General features: G+C 62.0%; 10 protein-coding genes. 2 read left to right on the top strand and 8 right to left on the bottom strand.

The features are described 5' to 3' along the window. Nucleotides 1-184: 184 nt before the first annotated feature. From CPI83_RS00795 to CPI83_RS00760, 8 genes are all read right to left on the bottom strand, one after another. Entirely contained in the window at nucleotides 185-856 is a 672-nt protein-coding gene (locus CPI83_RS00795; RefSeq protein ID WP_019746088.1) for a carbon monoxide dehydrogenase subunit G, read from the bottom strand. Then, nucleotides 853-3,375 (bottom strand): aerobic carbon-monoxide dehydrogenase large subunit, encoded by a 2,523-nt coding sequence (gene cutA / locus CPI83_RS00790; protein ID WP_019746089.1) that lies wholly within the window; start codon nucleotides 3,373-3,375, stop codon nucleotides 853-855. The genes CPI83_RS00795 and cutA overlap by 4 nt, the downstream gene beginning before the upstream one ends. Continuing rightward, nucleotides 3,372-4,016: a (2Fe-2S)-binding protein gene (locus CPI83_RS00785; RefSeq protein WP_020971404.1), complete on the bottom strand. Its 645-nt coding sequence runs from the start codon at nucleotides 4,014-4,016 to the stop codon at nucleotides 3,372-3,374. The genes cutA and CPI83_RS00785 overlap by 4 nt, the downstream gene beginning before the upstream one ends. A gap of 2 nt (nucleotides 4,017-4,018) precedes the next feature. Continuing rightward, nucleotides 4,019-4,921: an FAD binding domain-containing protein gene (locus CPI83_RS00780; RefSeq protein ID WP_019746091.1), complete on the bottom strand. Its 903-nt coding sequence runs from the start codon at nucleotides 4,919-4,921 to the stop codon at nucleotides 4,019-4,021. 89 nt (nucleotides 4,922-5,010) lie between these two features. Further along, the gene (locus CPI83_RS00775) at nucleotides 5,011-6,450 is read right to left on the bottom strand and encodes a solute carrier family 23 protein (protein WP_020909747.1); all 1,440 of its coding nucleotides are present in this window, start codon (nucleotides 6,448-6,450) and stop codon (nucleotides 5,011-5,013) included. A gap of 292 nt (nucleotides 6,451-6,742) precedes the next feature. Continuing rightward, nucleotides 6,743-7,966 (bottom strand): aminotransferase class III-fold pyridoxal phosphate-dependent enzyme, encoded by a 1,224-nt coding sequence (locus tag CPI83_RS00770; RefSeq protein ID WP_097386635.1) that lies wholly within the window; start codon nucleotides 7,964-7,966, stop codon nucleotides 6,743-6,745. A gap of 40 nt (nucleotides 7,967-8,006) precedes the next feature. Further along, nucleotides 8,007-9,485 carry an amidase gene (locus CPI83_RS00765; protein ID WP_019746094.1) on the bottom strand — a complete coding sequence of 493 codons (1,479 nt, stop codon included), beginning with the start codon at nucleotides 9,483-9,485 and terminating at the stop codon, nucleotides 8,007-8,009. A 137-nt stretch (nucleotides 9,486-9,622) separates the two neighbouring features. Next, a complete protein-coding gene (locus tag CPI83_RS00760) occupies nucleotides 9,623-10,732 on the bottom strand; it encodes a ring-opening amidohydrolase (RefSeq protein WP_097386634.1) in 1,110 nt (369 codons plus the stop codon). Between the two features lie 223 nt (nucleotides 10,733-10,955). Here CPI83_RS00760 and upp point away from each other — a divergent pair, with 223 nt between their 5' ends. Then, complete coding sequence (gene upp, locus CPI83_RS00755) at nucleotides 10,956-11,579, top strand: uracil phosphoribosyltransferase (RefSeq protein WP_019746096.1); 624 nt, start codon at nucleotides 10,956-10,958, stop codon at nucleotides 11,577-11,579. A 92-nt stretch (nucleotides 11,580-11,671) separates the two neighbouring features. After that, complete coding sequence (locus tag CPI83_RS00750) at nucleotides 11,672-13,369, top strand: PucR family transcriptional regulator (protein ID WP_003946020.1); 1,698 nt, start codon at nucleotides 11,672-11,674, stop codon at nucleotides 13,367-13,369. Nucleotides 13,370-13,548: the final 179 nt, after the last annotated feature.

The following is a 13,548-nucleotide window of genomic DNA, read 5'->3' as shown; positions in this document are numbered from 1 at the left end:
ACAGGTTCGGAAGGGCGGATTCTTTGTCACAATTCGCCGAATCGGGGGGCCAAGGTTCGGCGCACGATCACGAGCGGATCTTCGCCGGCGCCCCCGTGGGTTACGCGGACGTGAAAAACGCCCCGAACCTGGTCGGTTCGGGGCGTTTCCCTCATCGTGAATCAGCTGTTGACACCTGAGTGAACTACTCGCGACAACCAGAACGCGCCAGGAATCCGCCTATAGCAACACCTGACAAAGCAATGGCTGCGCCGACGACGGCGCTGACCATCACCGTGCGAGCATCTGTGCCACCCGCTGTCGGTGCAGCGACCGGAAGAACCGCCGGTGCCGCGACAGCTCCGGAAACCACCGGCGCGCCTTCGACCGCCACTGCCGGTATTGCCGCCGCCACGGCGGCAGTGACCTTCTCGGGGATGCCGTTGGCAATGACGCCGTCGATGCTCTTGAAGAACACCCCGGCCATCTTCTTGGCTACACCGGTGATCATGCGCTGCCCGACGCCGCCGACCATCCCGCCGACCACGGCATCGGCGTCATACGAAAGCAGCGTGCCACCCTCGTTCTCCGTCAAGGTGACCGTGACGTCCGCCTTCACCGTGCCGGGAGCACCAGCCCCCGAAGCCGTCATGACAAACGAATTGGGCCGATTCTGTTGCGACAGAACAACCTCGCCGTCGTAGACGCCCTTGATCGACGCAACTCCGGCCATGATGGAGAGCTTGTAGTGATTGTCCGTGAGCTGCTCGAGCGACTGCACACCGGGAATGGTCGCGGCCAGTACACGACCGTCCTGGAGCTTGTCGTAGACCTCTTCGCGAGGTGCCGTCAGCTGCGCGGTGCCGGCGATTCTCATGCATTCTCCTCTGATGACGAACCCGCATGTGCGAGTCGAAGTTCGAACAGTTCGGACGGTGAAATGGGCATGGACGTGATCGAGATTCCTTCGGCGTCCTCGATGGCGGCCGCGATGACGGCGCTGGTGGGGATCACACCGGCCTCACCGGCACCCTTCATTCCGAGTGGGTTGAGCCCTGACGGCGTGACGGTGTGATCCATCTCGAGCGAATCCGGCATCTCGGTGACGAACGGCATCAAGAAGTCCATGTACGACGCGTTGAGCATCTGCCCGTGCTCGTCGTAGACGATCCGTTCGTAGAGTGCGCCGCCGATACCTTGCGCGACGGCGCCCATGACCTGGCCTTCGACGATGCGGGGGTTGATCACGTTTCCGCAGTCGTGGATGACAACGTAACGACGGACCGTGATCTCGGCTGTCACGGGATCGGTTTCGACGATCGCCGCGTGCACTCCCGAAGCGAAGGTGGAACTGGGCGGCGAGTAGTAGCCGGTTGCTTCCAGACCGGGCTGCTCACCCTCGGGAATCGGCGGCTTCGACATGTCCGTGTCGGTCTTGGCGAAACCGGTGGCCAGCTTCGACTCACGGTCGAACGCATATCGTAGCGGGTTCGACAGCACGGCAACAACACTCAGCGGTACGGACGTACCTTCCACACCGGCTTCGGTGCCGATCTTGCACACGTGGCCTTCCCGGAGTTCCAGTTCGGTTTCCGGCAGATCCAAGATTCCGGAGGCGATCTTCTTCGCCTTCTCCGCGACCATCTGCGCCGCGACATGGAAGGCCGAACCCGACATGACCGCACCACGCGAGGCGAAAGTGCCGACGGCATAACCGAACCGGCGGGTATCACCCGTGACGATCTCGACGTCGGAGACCTTGACTCCGAGATCGTCCGCGACGATCTGGGCGAAGGCGGTCTGATGGCCTTGGCCTTGCGTCGTCAAGCCTGTTGCCGCCTTGACCTTTCCGGACGTCTCGACCACGACGTGTGCACCCTCGTAAGGTCCCGGGCCGGTTCCCTCGACGTACGCACCGATACCGATGCCGACCGACCGCCCTTCGGCGCGAGCCTTCCTCTGGTACTCGGGAAATCCGTCCCAGTCGATGAGCTTCTTGAGCTTGTCGATGCCTGCCTGGTAGTCGCCCGTGTCGTAGATCAACGGGCGTCCGTCCTGGAACATCAGGCCGAAGTCGTACGGCATGTCCTCAGGGCGAATGAAGTTCGCCTCCCGCACCGCGATCTTGTCCTTGTTCAGGTACTTGGCGATGGCGTCCATGGATCGCTCCATAGCGAACACTGCCTGCGGACGTCCGGCGCCGCGGTACGGGGTCACGATGACCGTGTTGGTGTACAGCGAATAGGCGTTGACCCGGAACGACTTCGGCTTGTACGGCCCGAGAACCTGCGTCGCGGTGTTGATCATGACGATGATCCCGTACGGCAGGTAGGCACCGTTGTCGTGCCAGAACGTGAAGTCGAACGCCAACAGGCGACCCTCGTCGTCGAATCCGATGTCGACCTTCTGGATCTGCCCACGCTCGTGCGCGCTCGAGATGAAGTGCTCACGGCGATCCTCGACCCACTTCACCTCACAGGAGATGCCGGCCTGGCCGAGGCGTCGAGCGGCCCACGTGATCATCACTTCTTCGGGCCACGGGTGAACGATCTTGACGCCGAATCCACCGCCGACGTCAGGAGCGATGCAGTGAACCTTGTTCAGCGCCATCCCCAATCGCGCGGCGATTGCGGCGCGGGCGGACGTGGAGGTCTGGGTGGAGGTCCAGAACGTAAGGGTGTTCTCGTCGCCGTCCCAGCGCGCGTAGACGCCCTTGCCCTCCATCGGCATGGAAGCCGAACGCTCGATTTCGAGATCCAGCGTCAGTCGGTGCGGCGCGGCGGCCAGTTCGGCATCCAGATCTCCGAACCCGTGCTGCAGGTGAGCGGCGACGTTGTCCGGAACGTCGGCGTGGACGGCGTTGGCGGCAGTGCGAGCGACGTCGATCCCCACTACAGGCTTCAGCGCCTCGTAGGTGACGTCGATCTTCGCGCAAGCGTCCTCGGCGATGTACCGGTTGTCGGCGACCACCATGGCGATGGCTTCTCCGACATGCTTCACCTCGTCCTTCGCGAGGGGATACCCGTTGCGCGGAGCGATGATTCCCGGATGCGGAATGAGCAGTGGCAGGTTCTCCGCCATTTCCGGCGTGTCGGCCAGGAGATCTTCGTAGGTGTAGATGGCATGCACACCAGGCACTTCCAGCGCCTGGTCGATGTCGATGTCGATGATTCGCGCATGAGCGTGCGGCGACCTGACGAATGCCGCGATCAGCGCGTTGTGGCCCAGATCGTCGAGGTATCGCCCCTGACCGCTGAGCAGACGCGTATCTTCCTCGCGCGGAATCGGTTTACCGAAGAACTTGCCGTCGTCGGCAACCGAATGATCGGCCGTCGAATGATCGGAAGCGGGGTGCTTCGCCCCGTTGCGCTTTGCTGGTTTGACCGGAGTACTCATGCCTTACCCGCCCGTCCTCCGACGGGATTCGTCGTTCCCCGCACCTTGCGATCCAACGCCGCCCGAGTGGACGCGTCGTCGATTCCGAGCGGGAACTGCCCGGCCCGTTCACGCTTGATCTCGGCTGCGCGCAGAACCGACGCCCTGATGTTCTGGTATCCCGTACAACGGCAGAGGTTTCCCGCGATCGCGTCGGTTGCTTCCTCACGTGTGGGATTGGGGTTCTCCTCGAGAAACGCCGCGATGGTCGTCACGAATCCCGGTGTGCAGAATCCGCACTGCAAACCGTGACAATCCTTGAACGCCTGCTGAACCGGATGCAAAGTACCGTCCGGCTCGACGAGGCCTTCGACGGTCGTGATCGATCGACCTTCGAGGCTGGCAGCGAGGACGAGGCAGGACCGAACCGGCTTTCCGTCGAGCAGCACGGTGCACGCACCACACACGCCGTGTTCACAACCGACGTGCGTGCCCGTCTTACGGAGGTGGTGACGAATGGCATCCGAAGCCAAAGTGCGGGAGGGAAGAACGACGGTGCTCGTCACCTCGTTGAGCGTGAACGTCACGGCCACATGGTGCTCACCGGTGTCTGCTGCCAACTCGGCAAGTTGATCATCGATGGAGCGATCGTTTTTGGACATTGTCACCACTTTCCTGCCAGTACTGCGTTCTCACTGAGAGCATCCGTTGCCGCCGCGAAGCCGACCCGCGCCGTGAGCGCGGACACCAACTGCGAGCGGTACGCCGCCGTCCCGTGAATGTCTGCCTCGGTATCTATCTGCGCGCGGGCGCATTCTCCGAGAGTGCGCCATCGCGGGTCTCGCTGATCCGTCGCGGACGCCCCCGCCAGCACGTCCGTGTAGTCCACGACCTGCCCCAGTTCTCCGGCGGACACGTACGTCATGTGCGCTTCGGCCACCAGACCGTCGACCACGCGAATCCGGGCGACGACGCCGACCAGTGCGTAGTCACCGTGACGACGCGCGATCTCGTCGATGGCGGTCCCCACTCCGGGTTCGGCGCCGGGCACCGACACCGACACCGCGATCTCGTCCGATTCCAGGCTCGATTCGAGAGGACCGGCAAAGAGATCCGTCGACGCGATCTCGCGGGTGCCACGCACCGACTGGACGGTCACGCTGCCGCCGAGCAGTGTCAGGACTGCCGGCATCTCCGCCGACGGGTCGGCATGGACGATGGAACCGACGCTCGTCCCGCGGTTACGGATCGTTGGGTGCGCTACCAACTGCAGAGCACGGTTCAGTAGAGGCTGAACTCGACGAGCACCTTCGTCGGCCGCCAGCACCGAGTGCGTGGCCAGGGCCTGGAACCGCACTCCTTCGTCTTCGGACGAGGTCACCGAAGCGAGGTTCGGGATCGATCCGATGTCGACGATGTGGGCGGGCGCGGCGAGGCGCATGGACAGCAACGGCACAAGCGATTGCCCACCGGCGAGCACCTTCCCCTCGTGAGAGACCTCGGAGAGGATTCGGCACGCGTCCTCGACCGAGGACGGTCGGTGATAAGTCAGCGGCGACGGTTTCATTACTCAATCCTGCCTCTATGAGTCACTTCACGTTTTGTGCAGATGTGACAACGGTCACGGGTCATACCTGGCATACATTCAACTTGGCATCACGTGAGCTGCGCCACGGGCTCTTCCCGTTCGTCATCTGACGTATCCGGACCCGTCGTGGAGCCCGGTCGCCTGCCGGGCTCCGGCCTGTTCAGTTCGGGGTTCCTGGACCCGACGAACTGGCAGAAGTGGTACATCACGATCAAGACGATGGTGCCGAGCGCGATGCCTCCGAGTGAGAACGTGTCACTGAACTTCAGAGCCGTGTCGCCGATACCGATGATCAGACCGGCGGCGATCGGCATCAGATTCAGCGGATTCCCGAAGTCGACACCGTTCTCTTTCCAGATCTTGGCGCCGAGCAGACCGATCATGCCGAACAGAACCACAAGAATTCCGCCGAGAACGCCGCCGGGAGTCGCCGCCATGACCGCCCCGAACTTGGGGGAGAAGCCGAGCAGGATCGCGATGACACCCGCGATCACGTACGCGGCGGTCGAGTACACCCGAGTGGCTGCCATGACACCGATGTTCTCGGCGTGTGTCGTCGTGGGAGAGCCGCCTACTGCGCTGGCGATGGCGGTGGCAAAACCGTCACCGGCAATTGCGCGTCCGATGTACGGGTCGAGATCGTCGCCCGTGATCTCGGCGACGGCCTTGACGTGACCGGCGTTTTCCGCGACCAGTGCGATGACACCGGGAAGGACCAGAACGATGAACGTGAGGCTGAACGAGGGAGCGTGGATACCGACGATTCCGTTGGCTTCGTCCGAGAACGGCGGCAACCCGAACCATGACGCCGAGTGCACCGAATCCCAGTTGACACGAAAGTGCTCGGTGGGTGCTCCACTACCGCCGGCGGACGTGATCGGACCGGAGACCCGGTCGAGGACCCACGAGAAGATGTAGCCGAAAACCAGCGCGACGAGAATGGCGATACGTCCCAGGAAGCCGCGTAGCGCAACACTCATCACGATCAGGGCAACCATCACGATCAGTGCCACCCATTGGTCCTGCGGCCAGTACAACCCCGCGACAACGGGCGCCAGGTTGAAACCGATCAGCATCACCACAGCGCCGGTGACCACCGGCGGTAGCGCTTTACTGATGACGCCACCGCCGAGAAAGTGGATGGCGATGCCGACGAATCCCAGAACCAACCCCGACACCAGAATCGCACCGGTCACTTCCGCCGTCGTTCCACCCTGAGCACGAATAGCGGCAACGCCGCCGACAAAGGCCGCCGACGTACCGAGGTAACTGGGGACGCGTCCTTTGACCACCAGGAGGAAAAAGAGCGTACAAAAGCCCGACATCATCACGGCAAGTTGAGGATTGAGCCCCATGATGATCGGGAAGACGAACGTCGCGCCGAACATCGACACGACATGCTGGCCACCCAACCCGATGGTTCTTCCCCAACTGAGTCGCTCGCCGGGAGCGACCACTTCACCGGGTCCGATGTTCTTTCCGTCTCCGTGCAACGTCCAGATCGGCATGACGAGACCTTTCGCGAAGGAGGAAGGTGTTCGAAATGCTTTGTGCCCCAGCTCACAAACACCGTGTCTGGAGTGAAACGCTAATGCAGCAATCAGATTTGGACGTGATGACAATCTGCCAGAACCCACTCACCGAGATTGGCAACAATGGTGGCAGATGACGCGGGCAGGGGTCATCGTCAGTGCTGGAGACAGTTTCGACCCAAATGAGGACCGCTCCGCGAAGGGCCCAAACATTTTCTTCGGCTTAATGATTCCGTAACACGATGTCTGTCAACGGAAAACGAGGTACCTAGCCGAGGGCTGCGAGGATTCCTGCTGCCATCTCCGCGACCTGATCATCGGCCATGACGAACGTCGGCGAAATCTGCATCGCACCCTGACCCGCCGCGCGACCCGAAATACCGTGCTCACGCAACGTCTTCACAAACGGCAACGCCTCCGCCGGATCAGCCAACTGCACCGCAGCAACCGCACCGAGCCCACTACGAACCTCCGCCACCCGCGGATGCTCGGCCAACGGCTGCAGATGCGTATGCAACGACGCCTCCAGACGCTTCGACTCCCCAAGCAAATTCTCACGCTCGAGAATGTCGAGGTTCGCCATCGCCGCCGCAGCAGCACCGGCATGCCCGCCGTACGTGTAACCATGACGCCACCACGAACCCGCATAGAACGGCTCCGCCACCCGCGGCGCGATGAACACCGCACCCATCGGAACGTAACCGGACGTCAAACCCTTTGCCGTGGTCATCATGTCGGGCTGCAAATCGAAACGAGTGGACGCGAACCACTCGCCGCCGATACGACCGAAACCGGTCACGACCTCGTCGACGACAAACAGAATGTCGTGCTCGCGGCAGATGTCGCGCACCTCGGCCAGGTACCCCTCCGGCGGAAGATACACCCCACCGGCACCGATGATCGGCTCCGCGAAGAACGCGGCGATCTTGTTCGCACCGATCCTCTCGATCAACTCGAGCAGACTCTTCGCATCATCCCAGCCGACCGTGGCCGCATCCGCCATCAGCTCGCCGTAACCCTCACGGTTCACCGCAATACCCGCCAGAGCTGTTCCCGCAACATGCATTCCGTGGTACGCCTTCTGACGACCGACGATGATCGCCTTCTCCGGCTGCCCCACCTCGTGCCAGTACCGGCGAGCGAGCTTCGCCGCAGTGTCCACCGAATCCGAACCACCCGAAGTGAAGAAGATCTTGCTCCCGGCAACCGGCGCGATCTTCGCCAACCGCTCCGCCAACACCTGCGTGGTCTCGGGAACAAAATCACCGAAATTCGAGAAATGAGCGATCTTCGACAACTGAGCCGCCACCGCATCCGCGATCTCCGTGCGCCCGTGCCCGACATTGGTGAACCACAGGCCCGCCGTCGCATCCAGATACCGAGTGCCCTCGCGGTCCCAGATGTACGCGCCCTCACCGCGAGAGACGACAAACGCGCCGTTCTTCTCCACAGCGCCCATGTCCGCGAACCCGTGCCACAATGCCGAAGCCATCGTCGTTCTCTCCCAACCGGATACGTTCGAAATAGATAGGTCAGTTCACGCGGAGTGCGGGCGGAAGAACCCGCTCGACCCACTGGGTTGCCTGCTCGAATGCGTAGGCGAGTTGGAGTACGTCCAAGTCCGCGCCGTGCCGACCAATGATCTGGATACCCATGGGAAGCGAACGATCGTCGAAGCCGACCGGCATCCCCGCAACCGGAACCCCGGCCATCGTCCAGGGAACAACCGTCTCCATCCACCGGTGATACGTGTCCATCGACCGCCCGTCGACGGTCTCGGGCCAGTGAGTGTTCTTGTCGAAAGGAAACACCTGAGCACTCGGCGCGAGAATGTAGTCGTAGGTTTCGAACATCTTGGTAATGGCCGACAGCCAGCCGTTGCGGGCCTCCGCAGCCTTGGTCACGTCGAGTGCCGAGAGGGTGACCGCATGCCCGAGTTCCCACAACAGTTCGGGCTTCATCAACTCACGCAAACTCGGATCGTTGTACTGATCGATCAAACCGAGCTGCGCCCACCAACGCCATCGCAGGAACAGTTGCCAGATGTCCTCGGGTTTGAAGTCAGGAAGCGCAGCCTCGACGCGGCACCCCAACTGTTCGAAGACCTCGAACGAGGATTCGCACAACTCGAGAACTCCAGGTTCGGTTGCCAGGTAGCCGTTCCAGTCACCGACCCATGCGATCCGAGAGCCCTTCAGATCCCGTGCGAGGCTTTCGGTGAACACAGCGGGATTCTCACGAATCCCCAACGGTGCATAGGCATCCGGTCCCGCCATCGTGGAGAGCAGGTGAGCCACGTCGGTGACGGTTCGGCCCATCGGACCCACAACAGCGCCCTGAGCGATGAATCCCGTCTCCGGTATCCGACCCCAGGAAGGTCGAAACCCAACAACGTTGTTGAACGCCGACGGGTTTCGGAGCGAACCCATGTAATCGCTTCCATCAGCCACCGGCAGCATGCGAAGCGCCAACGACGCTGCTGCGCCTCCGCTGCTACCGCCGGCAGTGCGCGAATTGTCGTACGGCGACACCGTCGTACCCCACACCGGGTTGTACGTCTGCGATCCGAGCCCGAACTCCGGTGTGTTCGTCTTGCCGATCACGATGGCACCGGCAGACTTGATCCGCTTGACGAACAGGTCGTCCTCTTCGGCGATTCGATCCGCGAACATCGGCGACCCGGACGTGAACGGCAGACCCTTGGCTGCCGAAAGATCCTTCACCGCATGCGGAAACCCGTGCATCCAACCGAGATACTGCCCACTCGCCAACTGCGAATCACGCTCGCGCGCCTCCGCCGTCAACGCTTCCCGATCCCGCAATGCGACGATCGCGTTCACCGCCGGGTTATGAACTTCGATCTGGTCGAGGTAGCTGTCCATCACCTCGACACACGACACTTCACGCCTGCGTATCAGACCACTGAGCGTGACCGCATCGGCCATGACGAGCTCGCGATTCTCGGGCGCACCGGAAACGCTCTCGTCGACAGGGTCAGCAGCATGAACCATCGTGAATCCTTTCAAGCAGTGAAGTGGGTTGCGCCGGCAGAATCTCGGTCGGATTCGCCGCCACCGGCAACTGATTCGAGGACGAATTACCGGTGGCGGCGCGCGACTGTCGAAGTTTCCAGCGAGGTTCTTACCGGCTACTGACCGAGATCGACGATGGCGGCGACAGGGCCGCCGCCCTCGGGGCCCTGATGCGCTGCCGAGACCGAGACGAACACTGCCGGATCACCGGTGACAGCTGCCGTGACTCCACCTACGCACGACTTGATCTGGCGGTGCCAGTGCACGTCGGAGTCGTCGAGCATCGCATTACGACGGCCGCGGACCGTTCCGTCCTGGCTGGCCTCGCACTTCAAGAACACGTTGACGAGTTGACCGTCCAGGTCGCTCGAGTGCGGCCGCTCCGGAAGTTCGAGTCCGGCGTCACGGATCGCCGCCCAGATGCCGTCCTGGTCGAGCGGATCCTTCATCACGCTGTGGCCGATCCGGTAGCGTCCGCCGACGCCACGTGCGTTACCGACGACAACGATCTGAGCACGGTCCAACTCGACGCCGGACGAGCAGGATGCAACAGAGGAGAAGAGCTCGCGGCTGTGCATGACATCCTCGTCGGTCGGCATGTCGATTTCGCCGAGTGCAACCGCGATTCCGAGCGCCGTACCGCCGTTGGACAGGTCCATCGACTCATGAGTCTGTTCGGTCCACACGGTCTTGCCGCGACTCTTGGCGTCACGGATGGTGTGGATTGTCAGCAACGGAGTCTTGGTCTGTACGTAGTGCACGTCGGCGGGATCGGTGATTCCGGCATCGGCCATCGCATCTTTCACTGCCGCAGCTACTTTGGTGATCATTGCGGTACGACCGATGTCCTCGGGCAGCAGCTGCTCACTCATGGCGACACCCACGGTCAGTCGCAGCTCGTCGGTCTTGGTGACCTTGTCTGCCGGTACCGTCGCGAAGATCGTCGCGTGCGGGCTGATCACACCGTCCGTGCCGCCTGACCAGACGATCGGCACCTCCGCCACCTCTTCGGGGCTGCGATTACCCTTGGCGGAGAGAACCTCTCGAAACGCTCGGTCCGCGATGATTCGCGTGTAGTCGTTGACGCCGCCGTTACCCTCGGTTTTGCCGATGACTGCAATGACGCGGTCGGCCTCGAGGACACCGTCGTCGATCAGCTTGGCGAGCTCACTGGCGTCGGAGACGCTGTGTAGCGGAACCTTACGGACCTCGATTGCTTCGGGCATTGGCATCTCCTTGTATAGGGAATCGTGGAGGCAAAATTGGGCCTTGACAGCTCCTGGCGCCCAGCCCAGCCGAGCGGTTCGGAACTGCCATGCCGACCACGCTATGACGACTCGAACCCTTCGGCATCGTCAATAGTTGCCCAAACGAAAACCGCGATTGGTTATTTCGACTCCAATTCACCGGTTGTGCGCCGCCCCATCGGTTCTCACTTACGATTCGACCATGGACACCACTGTTGTCGACCATCCGCTGGCGGCATCGCTGCTCACGACCATGCGCGACGCTCGCAGCGACAACGCAACTTTCCGGTCCGCCTTGCGCAGACTGACCCATATGTTGGTCTACGAGGCCATGCGCGGCGCAGAAGTGGAACAGTTCGACATCGAGACGCCAGTTGCTCCGACGCTGGGAGTGCGGCTGGCAAATCCACCGCTCCTGGTACCGGTCTTGCGAGCAGGCCTCGGCATGGTCGAGCAGGCGAGTGCCCTTATTCCGCAGGCAGGTGTCGGTTTCGTGGGAATGGCACGAGACGAGAAGACACACCAACCGGTTCCGTATCTGGAGTCCCTTCCCGCTGATCTGTCGGGCACCCCCGTCTACGTCCTCGATCCGATGTTGGCGACCGGTGGATCCATCATCCGCACAATCGATCTGCTCATTGCACGCGGAGCCACCGATGTGACTGCAATATGTGTCGTCGTGGCTCCGGAGGGGATCGAAGCACTGAGGAACTCCGGACATCCAGTCAGGCTCCTCACTGCGAGCATCGACGACGGCCTGAACGAAAATGCTTTCCTGGTACCTGGACTCGGAGACGCGGGCGATCGCCAATTCGGACCACGGTAGTTGGCAGACATACGGAGAACCACTCATTTCGAGAGGCTATTTTCGTCAACTGTTGACAATGTTCGTCGCGTGATCGAGCGTAGTCTCGCGACATGGATAGATCTGCCAAATATTCGAGCGAAGAGCTTCAACATTTGCCAGAAGGTGGCGACTACAGACTGACGGTTCGGGATGTCCTCGAGCTACCCAGTCTGCGTGGAGCCGAAGTCCTTGCCGGGCACGGGGGCTTGCGCCACCTCGTTCAATCGGTGAACGTGATGGAAGTACCGGACATCCTCGCTTGGGTGAAGCCGAACGAACTGTTGGTGACAACCGGGTTCCCGCTGCGCTACGGGCGAACCGGAGAGCTTCTCGACGATACAGATCTCAGCGACCTCGTCGACGGTCTCGCACGCCGAGGAGTCGCGGCACTTGCCGTGAAAACGGGCCGCTATCTCGACGAACTGCCGGAAGCCATGCTGCACATGGCAGAGCAGCGAGGGCTGCCGTTGTTGGTTCTTCCCGTCACCGCAGGATTCGACGAGGTGATCTCGGAGGTCTTCACCAAGTTGGTGGCGAAGCAGTCTGCGGCACTCGACATTGCCGATCGTCTTCACCGCTCGTTGACGTCGATCGTCTTGGAAGGTGGCGATCTACCCCAGATTGCCGCGGAATTCGCCGCGCTTTTCGACGTCAGCGTTCTCATCTGCTCGCCGGACGGAAGAGTGTTGACGGAGGCCGGAGATTCAGCCGCGCTGAACGCGCTTCCGTTGTTCGAAAGCACCGGTCGGTTCCTGACCGAACGGGTCGCTGTCGGTTTACAGAACGCGCCCAAAGGATTTCCTGGTCAGTTGGCGCTCACCCGGGTGGTGGCCGGCGGCACCGACCACGGCCGAATGGTCGCGTACGCCGGCACCCACGAACTCGGCGCAGTTGTCGTCCAAGCGCTGGAGCGAGCGGCCACCGTTGCTGCGCTGGCCGTCACCAAGCAGCTGGCAGTTGCGGCAGTGGAATCCAAATTCCGCGGCGACTTCCTCCGCGACGCACTGATAGGTGAAGCCGGCTCGCCGGCGGAAGTGAGCGCGCACTTCACCCAGTTGGGGTGGGATGTCACTCGTCCACTTGCCGTAGTGGTTGCAGAACTCGACGTCGATCACCCGGAATCTCAGCACGCGAATTCCACGCGCACGGACCAAGATCGACTCAGCGACGGCTGGCAACAAGTGGTACGCACCCACGAGCGGACGGCACCCTCCGTCGGGTTTCGACACGAGGTGGTCACGCTTTTCCCCACCAGCACCGACCGTGCGGTTCGGGACATCGAAGGGTTGGTGCGCAAGGTTGCCGGAGATCGCACCAGCGGCCGCCGCTCCTTCAGCACGGGAGTGAGCCGGGTGATCTACTCCCTGGCCGATCTACCTGCTGCCTACGACCAAGCCTGTACGGCCGTGGTCGTCGGCCGACGTATCAACGGGCCGGGCCAGATCGCGCACTTCGACGAACTCGGCGTACACCGACTCCTCTCGCTCCAGACGGACAAGAGCGAACTGCGTTCGTTCACCGATGACGTTCTGAAGTCACTGTCGGCGGACAACGCCGAAGCCGCAGATTTGCGTCTGACTCTCCAGACGTTGCTCGACTGCAATTGCAATGTCGCCGAGGCGTCCCGGGCACTGCATATGCACTACAACACTTTGCGATACAGAATCGGAAAGCTGGAGAGCGTCGTCGGATCGTTCACCGACGACCCCGTCCTTCGATTGAACGTCTCACTCGCCCTGCAGGTCATGAAGATGCACGAAATGTCATGAAGATGCACCAAATAGGCTGACAGAGCGCCCCGATTACGGTTCGATACAACCGCAATCCAGCCGTGCGTTTAGCGTTCGTCACTTCTTACCCACCACTGATACCCGTCATCGGCAAGGTTACCCATGTGCCGTTGACCGGTGCGCGCTTACGGTTCGAAAGACGGGCCGCACATACCTCC

The sequence above is a fragment of the Rhodococcus sp. H-CA8f genome (genome assembly GCF_002501585.1).
GTDB lineage: Bacteria > Actinomycetota > Actinomycetes > Mycobacteriales > Mycobacteriaceae > Rhodococcus_F > Rhodococcus_F erythropolis.
This window is presented reverse-complemented; position numbering and strand designations above follow the sequence as displayed.

What these genes read in the sequence shown, in the direction of transcription:
- CPI83_RS00795 (WP_019746088.1), bottom strand. Translation starts at nt 856, where the DNA reads ATGAGAATCGCCGGCACCGCGCAGCTGACGGCACCTCGCGAAGAGGTC.
- cutA (WP_019746089.1), bottom strand. Translation starts at nt 3,375, where the DNA reads ATGAGTACTCCGGTCAAACCAGCAAAGCGCAACGGGGCGAAGCACCCC.
- CPI83_RS00785 (WP_020971404.1), bottom strand. Translation starts at nt 4,016, where the DNA reads ATGTCCAAAAACGATCGCTCCATCGATGATCAACTTGCCGAGTTGGCA.
- CPI83_RS00780 (WP_019746091.1), bottom strand. Translation starts at nt 4,921, where the DNA reads ATGAAACCGTCGCCGCTGACTTATCACCGACCGTCCTCGGTCGAGGAC.
- CPI83_RS00775 (WP_020909747.1), bottom strand. Translation starts at nt 6,450, where the DNA reads ATGCCGATCTGGACGTTGCACGGAGACGGAAAGAACATCGGACCCGGT.
- CPI83_RS00770 (WP_097386635.1), bottom strand. Translation starts at nt 7,966, where the DNA reads ATGGCTTCGGCATTGTGGCACGGGTTCGCGGACATGGGCGCTGTGGAG.
- CPI83_RS00765 (WP_019746094.1), bottom strand. Translation starts at nt 9,485, where the DNA reads ATGGTTCATGCTGCTGACCCTGTCGACGAGAGCGTTTCCGGTGCGCCC.
- CPI83_RS00760 (WP_097386634.1), bottom strand. Translation starts at nt 10,732, where the DNA reads ATGCCCGAAGCAATCGAGGTCCGTAAGGTTCCGCTACACAGCGTCTCC.
- upp (WP_019746096.1), top strand. Translation starts at nt 10,956, where the DNA reads ATGGACACCACTGTTGTCGACCATCCGCTGGCGGCATCGCTGCTCACG.
- CPI83_RS00750 (WP_003946020.1), top strand. Translation starts at nt 11,672, where the DNA reads ATGGATAGATCTGCCAAATATTCGAGCGAAGAGCTTCAACATTTGCCA.